This is a genomic window from Ktedonobacter sp. SOSP1-52 (genome assembly GCF_016587395.1).
On the sequence record NZ_BNJH01000005.1, the window covers coordinates 36,710 to 57,323 of the forward strand.

Annotated in this window: 13 protein-coding genes; 11 read left to right on the plus strand and 2 right to left on the minus strand. The window is 51.7% G+C overall.

Going from position 1 to position 20,614, the window contains the following annotated elements; all coding sequences use genetic code 11:
- The first annotated feature begins 1,172 nt into the window (after positions 1–1,172).
- From JMJ16_RS40925 to JMJ16_RS40945, 5 genes are all read left to right on the plus strand, one after another.
- Positions 1,173–1,979: a hypothetical protein gene (locus tag JMJ16_RS40925; RefSeq protein WP_201390919.1), complete on the plus strand. Its 807-nt coding sequence runs from the start codon at positions 1,173–1,175 to the stop codon at positions 1,977–1,979.
- A 111-nt stretch (positions 1,980–2,090) separates the two neighbouring features.
- On the plus strand, positions 2,091–4,220 hold the full coding sequence (locus JMJ16_RS40930; RefSeq protein WP_201390921.1) for a hypothetical protein: 2,130 nt from the start codon (positions 2,091–2,093) through the stop codon (positions 4,218–4,220).
- Positions 4,221–4,323: 103 nt separating this feature from the next.
- Positions 4,324–5,958: a protein kinase family protein gene (locus JMJ16_RS40935; RefSeq protein WP_201390923.1), complete on the plus strand. Its 1,635-nt coding sequence runs from the start codon at positions 4,324–4,326 to the stop codon at positions 5,956–5,958.
- A gap of 42 nt (positions 5,959–6,000) precedes the next feature.
- A complete protein-coding gene (locus JMJ16_RS40940) occupies positions 6,001–7,569 on the plus strand; it encodes an amidohydrolase family protein (RefSeq protein ID WP_201390925.1) in 1,569 nt (522 codons plus the stop codon).
- 107 nt (positions 7,570–7,676) lie between these two features.
- A complete protein-coding gene (locus JMJ16_RS40945) occupies positions 7,677–8,375 on the plus strand; it encodes a hypothetical protein (RefSeq protein ID WP_201375648.1) in 699 nt (232 codons plus the stop codon).
- Between the two features lie 78 nt (positions 8,376–8,453).
- On the opposite strand, the gene JMJ16_RS40950 is transcribed toward JMJ16_RS40945, so the two are convergent.
- Entirely contained in the window at positions 8,454–10,235 is a 1,782-nt protein-coding gene (locus JMJ16_RS40950; RefSeq protein ID WP_201390927.1) for an ABC transporter substrate-binding protein, read from the minus strand.
- A 246-nt stretch (positions 10,236–10,481) separates the two neighbouring features.
- On the opposite strand from JMJ16_RS40950, the gene JMJ16_RS40955 reads away from it, so the two are divergent.
- Entirely contained in the window at positions 10,482–10,913 is a 432-nt protein-coding gene (locus JMJ16_RS40955) for a MarR family winged helix-turn-helix transcriptional regulator (RefSeq protein WP_201390930.1), read from the plus strand.
- A gap of 115 nt (positions 10,914–11,028) precedes the next feature.
- Here the strand turns inward: JMJ16_RS40955 and JMJ16_RS40960 are convergent, their stop codons facing one another.
- Positions 11,029–11,820, minus strand: coding sequence for a DUF1838 family protein (locus tag JMJ16_RS40960; RefSeq protein WP_201390932.1), 792 nt, complete (start codon positions 11,818–11,820; stop codon positions 11,029–11,031).
- Between the two features lie 264 nt (positions 11,821–12,084).
- Here JMJ16_RS40960 and JMJ16_RS40965 point away from each other — a divergent pair, with 264 nt between their 5' ends.
- The 5 genes from JMJ16_RS40965 (at position 12,085) to JMJ16_RS40985 (ending at position 20,478) form a co-directional block, all read left to right on the plus strand.
- Entirely contained in the window at positions 12,085–13,374 is a 1,290-nt protein-coding gene (locus tag JMJ16_RS40965; RefSeq protein WP_201390934.1) for a hypothetical protein, read from the plus strand.
- A 2,111-nt stretch (positions 13,375–15,485) separates the two neighbouring features.
- Positions 15,486–17,564 carry a hypothetical protein gene (locus JMJ16_RS40970; protein WP_201390936.1) on the plus strand — a complete coding sequence of 693 codons (2,079 nt, stop codon included), beginning with the start codon at positions 15,486–15,488 and terminating at the stop codon, positions 17,562–17,564.
- Between the two features lie 336 nt (positions 17,565–17,900).
- Complete coding sequence (locus JMJ16_RS40975; protein WP_201390938.1) at positions 17,901–18,662, plus strand: ATP-binding protein; 762 nt, start codon at positions 17,901–17,903, stop codon at positions 18,660–18,662.
- Positions 18,663–18,670: 8 nt separating this feature from the next.
- A complete protein-coding gene (gene dnaB, locus JMJ16_RS40980; RefSeq protein ID WP_201390940.1) occupies positions 18,671–20,068 on the plus strand; it encodes a replicative DNA helicase in 1,398 nt (465 codons plus the stop codon).
- 95 nt (positions 20,069–20,163) lie between these two features.
- Complete coding sequence (locus tag JMJ16_RS40985) at positions 20,164–20,478, plus strand: hypothetical protein (protein WP_201390942.1); 315 nt, start codon at positions 20,164–20,166, stop codon at positions 20,476–20,478.
- The last annotated feature ends 136 nt before the right edge of the window (positions 20,479–20,614 follow it).

Here is a 20,614-nt window from a genome sequence, read left to right on the forward strand (position 1 = left end):
TCGGTTCACAAGAAATGTATGCGCTTCACAACGCCAGGTATGGTTTTACACGTGGTGATCTCCCTCCCTACCCTTCACCCCCAACTATTATTAGTGCAGGTGTTCTTTTCTTGAGGTGCTATGGCATGTGAGCAAGCTCCATTGGCCAATCGACTATAAAGTATGGCTGTCCTGCCGCGCCACCGCAACCCACCCAGTTCGCTCGCTATTGCGGTGACGCAACAAGTACAAACCTCGGAACAAATGAAACATCGTCCTTCTCCAGAGTAACACATTTCCAAGCACAATTCCAGCGAAAAGTATAAAAAATTTATAAAAAATGTGCGTTGCATTTATACAGAAGATTGGTATAAGACATTACAAAGCTTATACCAAAAGCTTTGTAATGTCTTACTGAAGACTTCTCGCCACTACGTGGCTCGTAGAGGTTATATGCTGCGGTGGGGCAAGGCCTGCGGCCTTGCCCCACCGCAGCATATAGGGAGAGTTTAGTGATTTTGATGGCTTATCCGCAAAGAAAAGATAGCAGGGTTCAAGCTGGCCTGTTAAATAAGGGTATGGAGCTTGGGTGAAGGCTCGCGCCTTTCCCATCGCACTATATAACCCCCAATATCGATAAGGGTATGGAGTTCGGGTGAAGGCTCGCGCTCCATACCCTTATTACCCGCGCCGCAGGCACAATAAAGATGAGAAGACAGCTAGGAGATAACAAGAAGCTGAACACCCTATACTTCATCCAGGTGCAGTGCAAAAGAGTGCCTGTCTCCTTGTTCGCGCAGAGATAGGAGCTTACGGAGTATTGTCAGCGTATTGCGTTCTCGTAGGGATACCGTGCCAGGCCCTCAAGCGAGGGAGAGCTTCCACGTTTGTTCGCGTTCATGCTCACCTGGACTGCGACCCAGGGCGAGCTCCGTTCTCACGGATGACTCTTCATCGATGGGTGGAGATGCAAGAGTCACGCGCACAATGCAGAAGACACTCTGTTATACGGTAGAAGACGCTAGTTACCTACAAGGTATGCCAGGCAGCAAGGCCGCGTGGTATAAGACGCGGCAAGGGGGTAGAGAGCAGTCGCTATGGGAGGTCATAGCGCGCGGCTCTCCCGCCCTGGCTGCGGGGCATTAGTACCTTATTCGATGGGGATTGGCTGTGTTTTCGAAGGGAGTAACCTCGTGTTTCAGTTGCAGCTCTGGCGGGTGCGGGGGATCAACGCCATTCGTGTCTGCTTCGGCCTCACCTGGCTGGTCAATGCCTGGTTTGCCTGGCAGCCTGGTTTCCTCACAGCGATGACGGCACACGCCGTAGCGACATTGCCTGGCCAGCCCACGTTCATTCAGAGCTGGATACGCCTCTGGCTGTCCATCCTTAGCATCAATCCTGCCTTCTTTTCCGGCCTTATCGCCTTGTTAGAGACAGTCATCAGTCTAGGTCTGCTGGCAGGCACCCTGACCAATGCGATCTGCCTGGTGGGAATTGTGCTCTCGCTCTTTCTCTGGTCGACGGCTGAAGGCTTTGTGTTGCCTCATAACGTCATCAGCCCCGGCGCGATGCTGACGTATACCCTGGTCTTTCTTGGCCTCATCGTCGGAAACGCGGGTTATCCCTTTGGGCTTGACCGCTTCCTCTGCACGTGGCTGGGACGCTGGTATTTTCTTTCATCCGCATCCAGCCAGGTGATTCACAAGCCACAAACGCAATTTGATTTACAAGATCCATATAACCAGGTACTCTGGCTTCCCCCACGTGGCTCCGCGCATATGAGTACACAAGTAATGCCCGCAACCCGCGCCTCCAGGTTCTCAAGAGATGAAACAGGTCACCCAGACCAGGCCTTCGAGACATATAGTAGCAACACACAATCGCGCTTAAACGCCATTCGCGGACAACGCCTCTCGCCCTTGTATATAGATCGACTAGATCGACGCGACCCACGCTCACATGACACATACCCACAAACACCTGGACCTATCGCTCACTAACATGCCCATTAATATGTCGTATGGCATTTCCTGGTTCACCTGGCATTGCCAGTTCAGCGCCTGGCTGTCCGTCTGAAGAGGTAGACAGCGAGAGAAGTGGAGTAGGTAAGTATGTCTTCGTACCAAGATTCGGCTCGATTTGCTAATTCGCGTCCACTAGGAGTACTTAATCCAGCATCTGGTGCTGGCTTTATGCAGTCACTCAATGCACCAGACAACAAGGCAGCAAACTCTGCCCAGGAGAGCTTTACCTTTACTGGCGAGGCCCTGGCTCGCGATACCTGGGGCGAGCGCTATGGCTTCTGGATTGTGCTCTGCTTTACCCTGGCCTTTGCGCTCTTCCTGATCGTCATGATCCTGGCGGGAAATGTGCCTGGCAAGAGCTTCCCACTCAAGAGCATCTCTGATATCATGCAATTTGCCGGTGAATGCATTGGTCTCTTCTTCTGTGTACGCGTCGCCCTGCGTCTACAGCGTGTCACGCGCCAGCTCAAGCAGGAGCTAAGACAGAAAGAGGCCTGGAAGCATAGCCCCAACGAGACAGCGCAGGCCCGCGCGACCTATCAGGCCGCTCAACGCGCCTTCCTGGCCTGGACCTGCCTGGCCATTGCTATCGCCCTCTACGCCAGTGGCCAGGCCGTCTGGACCAGCTATGATGTACGCATGAACTCCGCTGATGTGCCTTTTCCTGGCCTCTATGATATCGGCTTCGTCGCCTGTTATCCCTTCTTCCTGCTCGGCACACTCCTGCTCACGCGGCGTAATAAAGCGGCAGTGGGGCGTGTGCGTCTCCTGCTCGATGCTCTGGCGGTTATCGGGGCCGCGCTGGCTATCTCCTGGTTTTTCCTGCTCAATCCCCTGATCGCAAGCCTTGCTCAGCAGCCAAGTCAGGGTGCGGCCTTTCTCTCGGTCTATTTTCCGACAGGCGATCTCTTCCTGGTGGCAGTCGGCGCACTACTGATGTTCAGCCCACTCTCGAATCGCGATCAGCAGTCTGTCTTTATGCGCCTCTGTCTCGGCCTTTTCTGCCTGGCTGTGACAGATAGCCTGCTCGCCTACTATTCGCTCTCGTTCAGCTTCAACACCGGCACCTTGCAGGATGTGCTCTGGCCGCTGAGCATGGCCCTGATTGGCCTGGCCGCTATCGAATATCCTCTAAGTATCGCACGCGGACAGGTGCAGCAGGCCAATACACAGAACGCTCGTATTGTGGCAACCTCGCTCTCTGCGCGCAACCAGAACTCGCAGACGGCAGGTATCGCTCAGGCCATCGCGCCCTTTATCCTGATCCTCCTGACCTGTGCCCTGCTGCTAACGGTTGTGGCCCCTAAAGGTGGCCAGATTCTGATGCAGGCTGACCTGGTTGCCCTCGGGCTGGTACTCATTATCATCGTACGCCAGGCGTTGACGTTGATTGAGAATAACCGCCTGACCATGCAGATGCGCGGCGAGCTGGTTATCTCGCGCCGCGAGCTCCAGGTGACGCGCCGTGAAGCGGACGAGGCCTCGCGTAGCGCACAGGATAAACAGGTGCTCGAAGAGGGCATTACACTCTTGAGAGAGGTGCATGCACGCGTAGCCAGGGGCGATATCACGGCTCGCGCACCCACGGTTCCTGGACCCTTGCTCCCAATCGCTATCAGCCTGAACCTGATGCTTGACCGCCTAAGCTCGCTCTCAGAACGCGGCTCGCGCTATGATCGCCTGGTACAGGATTGTCGCGCGCTCCAGCAAGGGATCGAGCGCCTGACACAGGGCAAACCAGTTATGCCAAATAATCAGCCTCCGGTGAATCATCCCGAACTGCGCGCGCTCTTCCTTGGACTCAGTCATTTACAGCGCTCGCAGGATAGCCAGCAGCGTCGCCAACAGGGCAGTCTCTCGACCTTAAACAACCTGATGCGTCGCTTCCGAGATTCCATCTACGAGGTTCGCCGCTCGCCCCTCTTTGAGGGGCAGGCCCAGGTAAACTTTGAGCGTATGCTCCTCGACCGCATCATACGCGAGCTGGATCTGATGGAGCAACAGATTCAGAACCTGCTCGGTAAGAACATCGACGCCCAGGCACTGACACCTATCTCCATGCCACAGGCATATCAACTGGAGGCGCCGACTCCGTCGAGACGTGCTCAAGAGGCTGGAGCAAGCGAACGTGTTCAGCAAAGCCAGCAGCTCAATGGCAAGTCACAGCGTCTTTATAATCCATATCAGCGTATTCGTCGTAACACAGACGAGCAGTAAGTAGCCAGTTCGGGGGTAGTTTTTGCCTCCTTGTACAGGAGGCAAAAACTACCCCCGAACACCCTGTTTTGTTGCTGGGCAGTGCGCAGAAAGGTCGGTCGAGATGGACTCGCGTAGGGATCAGGCGGACTCACAACTCTATTCGCAGCAGTATGCCAGGGAAACCCTGGAGCATAGCTCCCCCTATCAACGGCATACGAGCGGCATTCGCTCCTCAGGTGTTCGCGAAAACGCGATGTATTCTTGCCTGGGGCAAGAGACGCATCCAATGCAGCCAGGCGAGATGATTTGCCAGTTCTGCGGCCACCTGGCGGCGGGCGCGCAATTGGGTATTTACCAGGTGCAGCGTTTTCTCGGCAGTGGGCGCGGCGGTCATGCCTATCTCGCTATCCATGCGCGCTCCAAACAGCAGGTCGTGCTCAAGCTGTTTCCGCCTGATCCTATGAGTACGCCATTGTGGGAGGAGGCACGCCAGGAGGCCAGGACCGCTGCCGCGCTCAACCATCACTCCATCCTGCCCGTCTTTAGCTGCACACACTGGCAACCAAACGGCCAACAGGCTCCTGGCAAGCCCTTGCATGAACTGATCACAAAATATAGCGCCAGGGACCAGTATCTGCTCACGCTATGCCAGTATACTCATGCTAACCTGACACAGTTTATCGCATACTATGAGAAGAGCGAGGCACAACAGGCATTAAAGGCGCGTGGAATCTCGCTACGTAACCACCTGGTGACGCTTATCCAGCAAATAGGTTCGGCCCTCAGTTCCGCGCATGCACGCAACCTTGTGCATGGCGCGCTCCTGCCGGGCAACATCTTACTCGATGGGCGCGATCGCCTCTGGATCGCGGATTTTGGCTTGGCGCGGCTACACCCTCCATTTGAACCCTACCTGGCCCCCGAGCTACAGGACGTGGTACGTAGAGGAGCGCAAATCGGCCACTGGCAAGACTTCTGGCGAGCGGTTACCCCTGCCAGCGATCAGTATATGCTGGCGCAGGTCTGCGAGTTGCTCTTCACGCGTTTGCTTTCCTCTGAAGAATATGAGAAGGCGCTGCCAGTCGTACGAAACGCTGCGCAGGCACTACCAGAACGCCGCTTCTCCAGCGTCGATGCCTTTCTTCACGAGCTGCTACCACAGTTGCGCTCCACCTCGGGGACGGCCTTCCCCACGGGTGCTAGCAACCCAATGCTTTCACAAAGTTCTAAGGCCACATCAGGCAGCAATCTAGTCCATGCTCCCCTAGCCACGAGTGCTTCCAGTTATGCTAGCTATCAGCGGGGAAGCTCGCCAGCGCAGGTACGAGCTATTACTTCAGACAATCGCTATCTGCCATCGACTCTTCCTGGCAGCGCGCCCTCGTCATCAGAAATTGGGCAGTACCAGAAGATGATGAACTATGATCTTGCCGCTTCACTTCCCTCCTCACCTGTTGACGAGTGGGAGAAAAAAGGCGATAAATTATTTACCGCCCACGACTACGCCGGGGCTGTACGCGCCTATCGTCAGGCCCTGGCCCTGGATAACTATCGTTCAACGCTCTGGCTCGCCCTAGGAGACGCCCACTTCGCGCTTGAAGAGTACAAAGAGGCCCTCTCAGGCTATGAAAAGGCCTTGCAGCTCAATCCTAACGACGCGCAAGCGTGGTCGAATCGTGGCACAGTCCTCGACGTCATGGGACGCAGGCAGGAGGCATTGGAATGTTATGAGCGCGCGGAACAGCTAGAGGCATAGCGCTTTACCATAATATCTAGAAATCCAGAAACGAGGCATGGAATGCGTAAACTAGAGTTGGCACATGATGTACCACATATTCATAAACAGCCTGGTAACTCTACCTCTATTAATGAGCTACCGCATATCCTTATACAGGGCTGTAGTGTGCTTGCACCCAACCAGCCAGGACACCTACTCACGAACCAGGATATTCTCATTGTTGGCGAGCGGATTCAGGAGGTTGGTCCGTCTGGTTCACTCTCCTATAATCCCTTACGGCTCGACCAGGTCATAAGTGGCAAGGATCGCCTGGTTATCCCTGGGATGATCAACGCCCATACGCATTCGTTGGAGAACGTGCTCAAGGCGACGTCCCCTTCGCTGCCGCTTGAACTCTGGCTGGTGCCTCTCTTTGGCAATACCTTTGAGTGGACACCACGCATGGCTTATCTGAGTGCGGCTCTGGGCGCCCTCGAAATGCTAAAAACTGGCACAACCGCCGTTCTCGATCACCTCTGGACTCCCTCGGGCGTCTCTGAACCATTTCTTGACGCAGTCATGCAGGCATATGAAGATGTAGGTATTCGCGCAGCCGTCGCTCCCTCTATTGAAGATCAGGACCTGGTACTGGATTGTGGCCTGCAACGAGGCCTGCACTTTCCTGAGCATCCCTTTACGGATCGCTTCGAGCTCTGGCCTCCCATTGAGGAACAACTGGAGACCCTGGAACAGTTCATCGCGCGCTGGCACCAGAGTTCTTCTGGTCGCCTGAGCTGCCTGGTTGGCCCAAGTGGTATTCACTGGTGCAGCCAGATGCTCCTGGAGCACTGCAACCTGCTCGCCGAGCGTTACGAGACAGGCATGCATATTCATGCCGTCGAGACAGCTCTACAAGCGCAAGTGATCCGTGAGTATCTAGGACAGGAAGGTATTGCCTATCTCGCCGATCAATATATTATGCGCCCCGGAACATCACTAGCGCATGCCATCTGGCTGGCGCCCGGTGATCTGGAGCGTATCGCCTGCTCAGGGGCTACGCTCGTACACAATCCAGTCAGTAATCTGCGCCTGGGCAGCGGGCGCTTCCCTCTCAAGCGCGCGCTCGACCTGGGGGTAAGCGTAGCGCTTGGCTGCGACGGTTCCGCCAGCAATGATAACCAGAATATGTTTAGCGTGCTCAAGCTAGCGGGCCTGCTCCACAACTATCCACGTTTAGACTATAAGAAGTGGCCTGGCGCGGCGGCGATATTCTCGGCAAGCACAACTGGCGGGGCCGCAGCTCTGGGTCTCGCCTCAGAGCTGGGCGAGATTGCGCCGGGCCAGCTGGCAGATCTCGTTATGCTCGACCTGAACAGTACGGCCTTCCTACCGCTGCGCGATCCCTACCTACACCTGGTGTACTGTGAGCCAGGGTCAGCGGTCGAGACAGTCATCGTGCATGGCGAAACCGTGGTCGAACATGGTAAGCTGACGCGGCTCGATGAAGCGGCGCTTATCCAGGAGGTCCGCGAGCTATGCCAGAAAGACTGGCAGACGCAAATGCCAGCCATAGCAGAAAACACATACACCGTTATGTCGCAGATCGACACATTACGACATATGGTTTTGCATCACCAAAGTAAAGAGTGAAATATCCGCTCAAAGAGTGTTAATATATATAGACTTCGATGTCAATCTTGATATGGCACTCTGTAGTTTGGTATCTGATAGTGTTCCATCTTACCAAAGGAAAGGACATGTATTTTATGGAAGACGCGATGCCCGAGAACCGCCTGGACGCTCCCGCTGATTACACAGAAGAGGCTCGTCCTGCACGTGTAAGCTATACGCTGCGCTACACCGGCCTGCCAGCGCTCGGACAATTGGTAGCCGTAGCGGTGGCCGCCGCGGTCTACACGGTGCTCTCCTGGCTCTCCATTCCGATTCCTTCAGGCATCCCCCTGGTTTCGGCACTTTTTATTGCGATCGGTTTTGGTATTCCCTTCGCGCTCTGGTTTGGTGGTTGGGCGTTTGTGATTGCCTATCTGGGCAACTTCCTGGGAGCAGGCCTGCTCTCGCCCCAGCCCTTACCGCTGCCCGTGGCGCTCTGGTTTGGCACAGTGGACCTGATCCAGCTTGGTCTACCAATGATTCTCTACCGCCTGCTAGCACCTCGCTTCGGCGTTAGCTCCATCGGTAAGGACGTCCTGACGGTGCGCGGCTTTATCTTCTTCGTGCTCTGCGCGGTCCTCCCCAACAATATTCTTGGTGGACTCTATGGGAACTTCATCCTGGTCGCCACGGGCACAGCTCCCGCGAACACGCTGTTACCTGGCTGGCTGGTATGGTCGCTCTCGAATATTGTGGTAACGATCATCATTGGCCCCATCCTGCTACGCGCCCTGGGTCCAGTCGTGGAGCGCTCTGGCCTCACCATCCGCAACATGCTCAATTAAGGAATTGATATTAAAAACACGGGAGCATCTAGCTTGTAGCTGGATGCTCCCGTGTTTTTAATATCAATTGGCTAGTTGCTACACGTTGTGAGCACAACTTACATTTGTACTCAAGGAGATCTTAGCCCAATCGTCGGGCGCGACCTGGTCGAGTGGGCTATCGATCCAGCCCTGCACACATGGCTTAACCACCGTGCTCTTCACTCCTTGAAAAAGGGGAAGCCAGGCCACATCGTCGACCAAGCGCTGCTCAGCCTGGGCGTAGAGCTGATAGCGCTGCTGCTGGTTGGTAGCAGCATCAGCCTGGGTAAGTAAGTGCTGCGTCTCCTGTTGCTGATCCACATTTAAGGCGTTGTTCTGTCCATAGTTCTGAATATTATTGGACATTCCCTGGCCAAACTGTGACGAGAGAACAGCGCGTGGATCGGGGTAATCAATATTCCAGCTCAAACGCCAGATAGCCAGGCCTTTAGCATTATTTACGGTATTCTGTAGATCGCTATAGTACTTGGCTTCGCTGGTATCGTTGATCTTGACATCGATACCCAGAAAGTCCTTCCACATGGTGCGAATAGAGTTGTACTCGCTCTTGATATTCACATCAGAGGGAATGCCACTAAACACCTCAAAGCTCACATTTTTGAAGATGTCCCGCGTCACCCCTTCCTCATGCAGGCCCTCGTCGAGAAGCTGGCGTGCCTTCTGGGGATCGCCCTTCGTGCCGGAGACACCGCCAGGGCCGCTCAATTGAGGCGTGTAGCCGGGAATTCCCGCTGGCACAATATGGTTGGTAGCCAGCATCGTGCCGCTATAGACATCGTGCGCCAGGACATCTTTATTAATGGCCAGTGCCAGGGCTTGGCGCACCTTAAGGTTATCAAAGGGCCTCGTGAGGTAGTTCAGGCCATAGTAATACATCGTAAGTCCAGGTACCTGGTGCAGTTCGCCCACGGGTAGGGCGCGCGCACGTCCAATCTGGTTAGATGGGACAGGTGCAATATCTATCTGGCCGGCTTCATAAGCACGATAGACCGTTTGAGGATTGATATAGTAAGTCACGATGGCCTTTTTCAGTTTAGGCCTGGGTCCATAGTAGTAGGTATTGGGAGTCAGCACGATATAACGCGTAGCCTGTTTGATAGAGCGTGCTATCACCCAGGGACCTGTGCTACCGCCCTCATTAACATGATCCGTCCAGGCGCTTCCGTATTTCTCAACCAGTTGCTTCTTAACTACGGAGGCACAACCATTCGTCAAAGCCGAGAGGAAAGATTGATCTGGTCGCGCCAGTTGAATAATCACAGTCTGCGCATCGGGCGCCTGGAGACTGTCGCCAATGAGGGTCTGTATCTCTTCTCTACGCAACTTGTCCGCGTCTTTAATGGAGCCAAGAAATGTCGAGGCTGTCGACGAGGCCGTCAAGGGCTGTAAAGCTCGATCCAGGCTATACACAACATCTTGCGAGGTCAGGCGTGTGCCATCGCTAAACTTGAGGTTAGGCTTGAGCTTAAAGGTCCAGGTCAGAGCATTATCGCTACTGGTATAGGATTCTGCGAGCTGTGGTTTGACTTGTAAGTGGCTGTCAAGGCTTACCAGGCCGGTAAAAGCCATGCTTATTACCTGGGCTGAGGCGTGGTCGCTCGCACGTGCCGGGTCCAGGCTGGTAAAGTCTGATTGGCTGTTCTCTCCCACCGCAGGAAAAACGCCAGTCTGCTGGTTGACAGCGAGAGGCGCGTTCGGTCCATCCAGAGTGTTATCTTGCTGATCGCAACCTGCAAGCACGAGCACGAGTAGGCACAAAAACAAGCCAAGCGCCGTAGAAGGGCCTCGCCCCTTGTTTATAATCTTTCTCCCTTGCATATATCCTCTAGAACATGAAAGCTTTGCACAGCTGTTTTATATTTATCCATAAATACATAGCACAACAAGACGCCTCACGCGACTACCTGGCCTCCAGGTTACTGGAACAAGATCGCGCGGCGCATAATTTTATCCAGGAAGTATCTTTCATTATAGCAGACGTGTAGCTGAAACTCCTCATCAATAGCATTGCTTGACAAAATAGGTCGCATATCCTACACTCCTCGTTAATATAGAGGTTTTACTATGGCAGAAAATATGAATAATGATTTACATCTTTCCGATTATCGGGAACTGGCCGAGTTTCGCTACCAGATTCGTCGCTATATTCATTTTAGTGAACAAATGGCGCGTTCTGTAGGCCTGGAACCCCAGCAGCATCAACTCCTCCTGGCCATCAAGGGTCTGCCCCAGCAACAGAAGCCAACTATAGGCTACCTGGCCGAACGCCTACAAATTCAGCATCATAGCACCGTTGAACTCGTGAATCGCCTGGTCGAACGCGAATATGTTGAGCGTAAACGTGACACTGTCGATCAGCGGCGCGTCCTCGTGCAGCTTACTCTCAAAGGAGAGGATGTGCTCCAGCGCCTAGCGGCAACAATGTTGGCCGAGCTAAGTACAACCGGCCCCCTACTGGTTCAAACACTGAACAAGCTTATCTCTCAGCATGGCTAACAGATAATAGAGAGAGAGGAGTTGTCACCTGTATGTGACGACTCCTCTCTTATTATTCGGCATCCATAACGGATTAGACACGGTGCAATCCAACCGACGCTACTCGCGTATGCGTCTACTTCCGGCTCTCAAGGTATTTCTTGAAATACGTCCAGGAGGTCTCGTTGGGGCGTGTAAACTCTGTGGGGGCCTGCGTGTAGATTGGCTGATGTTGCTCAACGTAGGCGCGCACATCTTCAGGAAGAGCTGCATAGCCACCTGCTATCTTACAGCCAGCACACTGGTAGAGTAGATTGCCCGGGCGATCCGCCATCGCCATCCAGGGGAGCCAGGGACCAAGGCGCATCCAGGAGATCTCACAGGGAATGGAGGCAAGCTCATCGTTCTCCACGTCCCGGCGGCTGATAAAAAACTGAAAAAGCTCTGCACCCTGGTAGAGATCGCTCTGCGAGTATTTGGAATATTGTGCGCGTGGCAGTGGCGAGGGATAGGCCAGCATTATATCGAGAGCCAGGCATAGACGATCCTCACCTACAGACAGCGTTGGCACCATAAATGGCCCATAAGGACCATTGAGCAGGTAAGTCTGGTTGACAGGATCATTCCAGACATGCACAACGGGGACCTCTTCTTCAGTAAAGGGGTTAGACCAGCGCTCAAGGATCTCACCTGTGGAGGGATTTTTGTAGAATGTAACCTCGCGCGTGAGATGTTGGTACCCTCCCTCGATCTCCACACAGCGACCAATATTGTAGCCATCAATCTTGAAGAGGAGGCGATTTTTCTGCCCAGGAATGACGCTGTAGATATTGCCGCTCCACCAGAATACAATCTCTTCGGGCTGTAGGGACGCACGAGCCTTGATATATGCTCGTAGGTTATGTTCAGGTTGCGTTAAATCGAGCATAATTTTCTTCCGAATCTCTTGATACATATGAATAGATCATAATCAGTATAGCATGCTCATTACTTGAGTCCCGCTCCTGGGAGCAGGGCTTACTATTCGGCTATAAGAATTTTATCGCGTTTCCGTCCATACGCTCTCATGGTATACTATGAAAAGCAATCGTGAACGCCGCTTCGTAGTGGCTAACTCCGCCGCCACGTTCAGCACAGAAAAAGGAGGCTTGCGGTAAGGCTCTTGCTCAGTAGGACCCAACCGCAGACACTTATGGAGGAACACAAGCAGCCAGAACTTAGCCTGATTCCACAAGATGCTGATAACGCTGACCTCACTTCCCAGGACGAGGAAGATGAGTACGATACTGAACTAGAAGCTCTGCTTGATCAGACCTTTGCCGATGTCACTGACTATATGACAGAGGAGGAGGCCACGGAATATCTCGCGACCATTCTCGAAGGCGGCGAGATTGAACATGAGTCTTCCCTCTTTGATCGTATTACTCCATATGTGATGGAGAACCTCAAGGTTACAAATTACCGGCCCGACCAGGCTGTGCGCGAAGCCTCGCTGGCTCAGAAAAGCATGTGGCGTCCTGGCGATGGTGAGATCTCTTACCTGGCTTCCAATACGCTTGAGGTCTATCTCGGCACACCCGAACGCCCACTGGAGATTCCCCAGGCCTTAAAACAAATTCGCCAGTTGAGCGAGAGTACAGTACTAACGGCGCGTATCGTCCTTGGCCTATGGAATATTCGTCGCCATAATGATCGCGTCTCCAAAAATGGCAGTGTGCCTGTTCTCCTCGATGAGATCCTTCAGTGGCAGGGGCTACAAAAGCATAGCCGCGTCGCGCATCCAGGCACCAATAAGCGCTATACCGATGGCTATCGCACCGAGCAGAAGCGCCGCGTGCTCCAGGACCTGACCTTGCTGGCATCCTGTAATGTGCGCGGCAATTGTACAATCACGGTACGTGGCAAGGCCGTGCCTATCCAGGTCGATGGCCCCTATATGCGCTACTCGGTTGTCAGCCGCAAGACATTAACAAATGATAAGATTATCATCGGTTTCCTGGTTTCGCCCGGCGACTGGATCAGTACCTATGAGCAGCATCAGAACTACTATCTCGCTGAGATTGATAGCCAGATCTTCAAGCTCAATCCACAAAATGATCGCTATGCACTGCGTATCGCTCTCTACATGACTGAACGCTGGCGCGAGCAGGCTAAACAAGGCAACTTTAGCGCGCCAATTACCATGTCAGAATTGCTCGCCTCCAGTATGGTCGAGGTTGATGAACGCCACATGACAACGCGCTTCGTCCCAGCCATCGAGAAATCCCTCTCCAAACTGGAGCAAATGGGAATTTTAGGTAAGCAAATTTGCCTGACTGAAGTCAATAAAGAGCAGGCACGCTGGAGTAAAGATTGGCTGGCATCACGTTGGGAGATCCTTCCTCCGTTGAAGCTGATCCAGGAATATCAGGCCCTTAATAGCGCACAGAAAAAACGCCCGCGTCGTGTACGCGCTCGCGAAGTACCAAAAGAGAAAGAATAAAGCAGAAAACCTTTTTGCAATAAAGGCGAAGAGGGCAACTGGAAATGTCTTGACAGGCGTTTCCCACTGCCCTCTTTGCTTTTATCGTTAGTTCCATGCTAAAACTGCCATACCTCTCTTTGGGCATTCCCACTTGTATCCCATCAGACTACTCCTATATAAACTAAACAGGTTAGATAGTGCTTCTGTCTATAAAGGTCTTTTCACGTTTACGCACATTTTCCCTCGCATGGTTGCCTCAATTTCTGCTTTCCCCACCGGGGTATGGTGCATTCCAACTCCTAAAGGCGACAATTTGGGGCTTTCAGGTGCATTTCACATGACGCCAATTGTACAATTATTTGACCTCTGGTAAGGGAATTCATAGCCCTTGCTTTAGCTCCAGTTGATAAAACTCCCCCACCCAGGTTAGGTGCATCAATGCACTCATTATGCCATATAATCACCACCAGAGTCAGGTGCATTTTTCCCTCCCTGGCACTGTTTACCCCCACCCAGGTTAGGTGCATTCCAACCAAACTTTGGCCCTGACACCCCCACCGGGGTTGGGTGCATTCCACCATCCTTTTTGTCCTCTTACCCCCACCCAGGTTAGGTGCATTCCAACCAAACTTTGGCCCTGACACCCCCACCGGGGTTGGGTGCATTCCACCATCCTTTTTGTCCTCTTACCCCCACCCAGGTTAGGTGCATTCCAACCAAACTTTGGCCCTGACACCCCCACCGAGGTTGGGTGCATTCCACCATCCTTTTTGTCCTCTTACCCCCACCCAGGTTAGGTGCATTCCAACCAAACTTTGGCCCTGACACCCCCACCGAGGTTGGGTGCATTCCACCAGGTAAAGCTTGCATCTGCAAATAAAAATATATTACTTCTTCCCCACCGGGGTTGGGTGTATCTCTCTGGCTCTAAATAGCGCCTATCCCTCGCTTTTAAGATCATTTAAGCTTAAATTCCCCACCAGGGTTGGGTGCATTCGCTCATTTTTCTGCCTTTAGAAAAAAGGCTTATAGATTTTTTTTATCCAATATTCCCCACCAGGGTTAGGTGCATTATAACCAATTTTTGCTCTGACACCCCCACCAGGGTTGGGTGCATTACGACAGCTTTTCTTTCTGATACCCCCACCGTGGTTGGGCGCATCCCACCATCCTTTTTGCCTTCTTACCCCACTGAGGTTAGGTGCATTACAGCAAATCTTTTGTCTTGATACCCCCACCGAGGTTGGGTGCATTCCACCATCCTTTTTGCCCTCTTATCCCCACCCAGGTTAGGTGCATTCCAACCAATCTTTGGCCCTGATACCCCCACCAAGGTTGGGTGCATTACGGCAACCCTTTGGTCTTAATACTCCCACCAGGGTTGGGTGCATTCTGCCATAGCAGAGGGCAGATTTGAAAATTTTGCTGACCTGAAGTTTCTTATGCATTTTGTCACGTTTGCCCCACCGGGGTCGGGTGCATTGAATGGCTTTTGCGGCATTTTAATTACACTAAGATACAATTTCTTTTAGCAAGCGTTCGCGATTTTCATTTATTTATAGTCGATATATATTTGTTGAGAATCCCCACCAGGGTTAGGTGAATACGTATTATTTATAAAATAAGGCAAGATCAAGGTACTTTTTATTTGCTTCGCGATTTTCTTCATTTGCAAGCTTTCGCCGCTAAAACCACAAAATAATGCTCTGGAAAGAACTGCTCACCCAAAAGTCATAACGCGACCCCACCGGAGTTAGGTGAAAACCCCACCAGGGTGTGGTGAAAACCCCACCATTGTTAGGTGCAAAACTGAGCTCAGAGGTCAGACACCAGTAAGTGTTTTTTTGCGTATTACTCCACTAGTAAAATCCGTTTTATGAGTGTAATATGTTCTCTACATAAGAGTTGAAAATTGGCAGGCTAAAGTTATCTTTGCTTGTCGATCAATGGTTAAAATTTTTTAAAGTTCGTAGGGTTGGATGCTTTCTAGCCTTCGCTTATTTACACAACCTAATTTATGGCCTAACCAGTTCATTAGCACTAATAAAAATAAACAAACAGGCGATGGCGCCTGCTGCTTTATTGGCTCTTCCCAGGTCTTTGGTAGATAGTGTTTTTAGGGGGTTTGTATGACCAAGTCGTATTCGTCACATCAGCCGCATAACGATGGAGATGGCTGCACGTTACCTATCACAAGTCCTCACAGTCACTGTGAGGAGGCGCCCATATGCAACATAGGCGTTGATATCCAACAAGTTAATCCCACTATCTTCCATATCGTGGAGAAAGTCTTTACTAAGCCCTTAAAGGGGCTTGAATTTCTTGCCCTGCTCCTGACCCAGGCTGTGGTAAAACAAGAGGCTCTCCCGACCTCCTCAACGCAAACTCCTATCGCGTTTGCGGTTGTTTCACTGCAAAATATTCGCGAACTGGCACAACGTATTCATTGGGGTTATGACACAACCCACAAGTATGTTGTGACGTTTTGTGCGCTCGATCTGCTGATCAAGCGTCGCTCGTCTGACCGGATTGAACTGCTTTTCCCGCTCCAACACTACGACCCCCCCAGCTCGTTACATGAACTAGATCGCCTGCTTACCAAGAGCCGACCCAAGGTTCAGCAATTTGCCAAACGCGTACGCGAGCGTTGTCTTATTTACGACGTTGTTGCCATATCTATGACCGCACTCACATCGGGTTCTAGCATTACCCCTCCCTCGCCAGAGCAAGAACTCATGACGCGACTGCATAACATTCTGCGCACGGAGAATATTGATGTCGAGCGCCGTCAGCGCCTGGTCATGCGCATCTCCAGCGAGATCATTGGCAAGCTACTAACCTATCCTTCCGCACAAGTCTCCTCTCCCAAGCAAGGTAGACTCGCGGCACCAGGCATTCAGTCAAAGGTTAACGAGCTGGAGTCTACCACTGAAGGTAGACTTTTCCCTGAATTTTCTTCTTCTGACAAGCTGGAGTCTACCTTTGCGGTAGACTCCAGCTTGTCAGAAATTGATAGTAAGAATGAAAAGTCTACTTGTACGGTAGACTCCACACCACCACATACAACAAAGCAACAGGAGTCTATCACGAAAGTAGACTCCTCAAAGGCTCCACAAAAGTGTGCTCCTTCAGAGTCTACGCCAAAGGGGGACTCCTCCACACAGATGACACCAGCGGAGAAAGAGTCTCTTCTACTGAGTAGACTTTCTCCTGAAAAAACGGCTGAGAGCGCACGAGAGTCTACATTGCATAGGCAGGTAGACTCCAGAAAGCCTCCCTATCCTGCTCAAAAGCAGAAAACTTCCAAGAAGCCATCCATGATTGGTGCCTTGATCTCACGTTCACCAATACACAGCACATTCTTGAAGTCTACCCATTCAAAGGCGGTAGACTCACAATCAGAACAAGTAGACTCATTCCCATCTTGGGTAGACTCGTTAGAGACTGAAGAGACTGCTGTGGTAGACTCATTCCCCACTCAGGTAGACTTTGATACCCCAATGCCGGAGTCGCTGGAGAGTCTACCCACATTGGTAGACTTGCCGATTGAGCCAGCTTCACAGGCCGATAGAGAGCTAGAGTCTACCAAGACAAAGTCTACCGCCCAGAACATTCCCTCAGTAGACTCTGAAGCTCAAACTGGTAAAATGCTGGTAGACTTGAACTTTTACTCTCAAGAGTTTGCAGAGCTATACGTAACGTTAGACGTAAGTAAGTTATTTAATAATATTTTAAATAAAAATAATACTAACGTTACGTTACGCATGGAGCTACAAAAGTTTGTAGCTGAGATCTTTGACAGAAATCGCCAGGCCGGAAACAAATACAAAAAAATGTTTGCAACAACCGATATCTCTACTGTTATTGCAAGCTTTATCTATTCCCTGCAATGTATGTCTAGTTCTGGCGGCCACACTATCGAAAATCCAGGAGCTTTTTTCAATAGCAATTGTAGCAAAATCCAGAACAACAAGCTATCAATTAGCCAGGAAGATATAGATTTCATGGGACAGCTTACCTGCGAACAGATATATGACTACTTGACTAATCCAAACAGCAAGGTAAAATTGGCCCCACTATTTGATCAACCTGGCAAACAGGAACTTGCCACCAGAGATCGCCATGGCCATGTAGTACGTCGAAATGGCAAATTAGTGTATCGTGCAAACAAATTTACCCATGGCAATTTTGGTAACACAGAATCATAACCACGCAACCAGAATTTGCATTGATGAGTTTTTAATACAATTTTTATTGCCCTTTCGCGAAATTTCGTATACAATCGACGCGATTTGAATTTATGTTCGATTGATGCGATGTTGCAAGGGAGGAAAAGGATGACATTCGATTTCCAGCGTAAACGCTCGCCTAACTATCAAAGACCCAGCCACATACCGGGAAAGCGCAGCAAGGCCTTTGCCGAACATATAGCCTCCATACCAGAGCAGAAACGTACCTCGCTCCAACAGCGTATGCTTGTGCGCCATAATAATGGTGAATGTATTGGTTGTACTCATCAAGGGGTACCACTAGGCGTCAATGGAATGGAACTTCCCTTTGTGAGCGTGATGCGCGGCTTTTTTGCTCCTCCCGAGTTTTGCGATTGCGAACTAGGCGTACGCTATAGCCAGCGTATTGAGCGCCAACGTGAAGAGTTTACTAGCAAAGATAGACTTGAAAGATATACCTATGCTTGCAGGCTTTTTTCAAAGGCGTTAGTGCCTCCCCTTCCCGAAGGTCATACCCTTGAGAGCTGGCCAGTAGACTTCGAAAAACCTTCTTCTGTCCAGGATGATGAATATCTGGCAGCTATAGCTAAACGCAAAGCAATATTAGAAGCAGCCATATTTTTTATGCGGGCAATTGAGGAACCAGAGATCTTCAAGAAAAAGGGACTATGTATCCAGGGCTACCCAGGAGTAGGGAAAACAGGTCTGGCTCTGGGTATGGCTGCCTTTTTGTCACAAGCTGACTACTATATGCTTTGTCTTAATGCTCCAGCATTACTTACCCTTATTCAGCGTTCAGAGCAGGAAGAACAGATGGTATATACTCTACGAAATGCACATATCGTGCTTCTAGATGATCTGGGTGATCCTGAATCGATGGATCTAGCGCCTTATACAGTGCGTCGTATCCTGACAGACGTCTTCGAGGCTCGTTATAACGCTTCGTTGCCTACTATGGTTACGACTGGGTTGGATAATGAGCAATTGCGGGAACAGTTTAGCGATAGCGTCTTCTCAATCATGGAGGGCCTGTGCTACTTTTATGAATTGCCCGGTATCAATTTCCGCAAGGAGTGAGTGTTTTCATGGAGCGTCTTTTACCCCAGAATGTTGAGGCCGAGGCTGGTGTGCTAGGTAGCCTGCTTATTGATCCCGAGGCAATCGTAAATGTAACCAGTTTTCTGCGCGCGGAAGATTTCTATCGCGATGGACATCGCTTGATCTATGAGGCGGTTGTCACGCTCTATAATCGGCATGAGCCAGCCGATTTTGTGACGGTCTGTCATGAGCTTGAGCGTCATAACAAGCTGGAGGACGCTGGAGGCGAAGACTATGTCATCTCACTGATCAACCAGGTTCCTACCAGTGGAAACGCCGAGTACTACGCGCGTATTGTTGAGCAAATGGCGTTGTTGCGCCGCTTGATCCATGCTGGTAGCCAGATTGTGACCACGGCCTATGGTGAGGAGAACGCAGAGGCAGCCCTTGAGAAGGCAGAACAGACCCTTTTCGCTGTGCGCCAGGGATATACTCATAAACGCTCTGAGAGCCACCATATTCGTGATGTAATCACAAACTACATGGAGAGGCTTACCTCCCTCTCAGAACGCCAGGGGGAGCTTGTAGGCGTTCCTACGGGCTTTGCTGACCTGGACCGTATGCTGGGAGGCCTGCAACGCTCTGACCTGATTATTCTGGCCGCCAGGCCCGCTGTGGGCAAGACAAGCTTTGCTTTGAGCCTGGCGTATAACACAGCCCTGCTGAGTAAGAGCATCGTGGGCATCTTTAGCCTGGAGATGAGCTCTGAGCAACTGGTGCAGCGCCTGATCTCTATGGATGCCCAAATCGATCAACAGCGCCTGCGTACGGGCGACCTGTATGACGAGGATTGGAATGTGCTGGAGACTTCTATGGCCTCGCTCTCCAGTGCCAGCATTCTCATCGATGATACGGCTGGCATCTCGGTCTCACAGTTGGGCAGCAAGGCTCGCCAATGGATGTCCGAGTATGGTGGGTTGGACCTGCTAATTGTCGACTACCTCCAACTTATGCAGCCCCCCGCCTCTGAGAGACGCGCCGAGAATCGTGTCCAGGTGGTTGATGAGATGAGCCGCCAGTTGAAGGTTCTGGCGCGTGAACTGAATATCCCTATCATTGCCCTGTCTCAGCTCTCGCGTGCCGTCGAGTCACGCCAGTCCAAGGTACCTATGCTCTCCGATCTGCGCGAGTCTGGCGGCCTGGAGCAGAACGCCGACGTTGTGCTGTTTATCTATCGTGACGAGGTCTACAATCCCAATACCGAGCGTCCAGGCCTGGCGGATATCATCATCTCCAAGCATCGTAATGGTCCCACTGGCGAAGTGTGCCTCCTGTTTAATCGCAGCCAGACGCGTTTTCAGGACTTCGATGTACGCACCAGGACTCCTCTTTCCTCCTCAGACACTCAGAGCGATTATATGCTCGTGGAGAGTGAAGAGGGCTAGTCTCCCCTCAGCAACCATTGCTAGTGCTTGCAGTTTGGTGATAAAAAGAAGCAAGGTTCTTTTTATTGTGTCGCTAGCTAAAAATGGGGTACGTCATGAACGTAATGCGAACAACCACTGAAGTTGCCAGCCAGGATGTATTTGAAGATATGCTAGTGGTGTCAGAGGCCGCGGTCTTGCTTGGGGTGAAGGCAGGCCGTGTACACGCGCTTATTGAGAGTGGTGCTCTACCCTCGCGTTTTGCCACTCGCGATGAAATTGCACAACTGCTGACTGTTGGTCGTGTGCGTGGGGTCCCCGGTAGCGGTATTCGCCTGGTGCCCAGATATGCCGTTGAGGTGGCCCAACATCGTCCAGGTCGTGGGTGGCGCAAGGGGCGTTCACGCAAGCCAAAGGATGCGCAGGCTTAAGTACCTTTCCACCAGACTACATCTCATACATAGACGTCTACGTATACGTCACGTCTACGTTTGTGTAATATGTCTTATAGCTCATTTTAAGCCTTTTTTCTGGTACACAAACAGAATGACATATGTTACAATGTGG

Bases quoted from the DNA above. Each gene is read 5' to 3' on its own strand.
- JMJ16_RS40930 (WP_201390921.1), top strand. From the start codon at position 2,091: ATGTCTTCGTACCAAGATTCGGCTCGATTTGCTAATTCGCGTCCACTA.
- JMJ16_RS40935 (WP_201390923.1), top strand. From the start codon at position 4,324: ATGGACTCGCGTAGGGATCAGGCGGACTCACAACTCTATTCGCAGCAG.
- JMJ16_RS40940 (WP_201390925.1), top strand. From the start codon at position 6,001: ATGCGTAAACTAGAGTTGGCACATGATGTACCACATATTCATAAACAG.
- JMJ16_RS40945 (WP_201375648.1), top strand. From the start codon at position 7,677: ATGTATTTTATGGAAGACGCGATGCCCGAGAACCGCCTGGACGCTCCC.
- JMJ16_RS40950 (WP_201390927.1), bottom strand. From the start codon at position 10,235: ATGCAAGGGAGAAAGATTATAAACAAGGGGCGAGGCCCTTCTACGGCG.
- JMJ16_RS40955 (WP_201390930.1), top strand. From the start codon at position 10,482: ATGGCAGAAAATATGAATAATGATTTACATCTTTCCGATTATCGGGAA.
- JMJ16_RS40960 (WP_201390932.1), bottom strand. From the start codon at position 11,820: ATGCTCGATTTAACGCAACCTGAACATAACCTACGAGCATATATCAAG.
- JMJ16_RS40965 (WP_201390934.1), top strand. From the start codon at position 12,085: ATGGAGGAACACAAGCAGCCAGAACTTAGCCTGATTCCACAAGATGCT.
- JMJ16_RS40970 (WP_201390936.1), top strand. From the start codon at position 15,486: ATGACCAAGTCGTATTCGTCACATCAGCCGCATAACGATGGAGATGGC.
- JMJ16_RS40975 (WP_201390938.1), top strand. From the start codon at position 17,901: ATGGAACTTCCCTTTGTGAGCGTGATGCGCGGCTTTTTTGCTCCTCCC.
- dnaB (WP_201390940.1), top strand. From the start codon at position 18,671: ATGGAGCGTCTTTTACCCCAGAATGTTGAGGCCGAGGCTGGTGTGCTA.
- JMJ16_RS40985 (WP_201390942.1), top strand. From the start codon at position 20,164: ATGAACGTAATGCGAACAACCACTGAAGTTGCCAGCCAGGATGTATTT.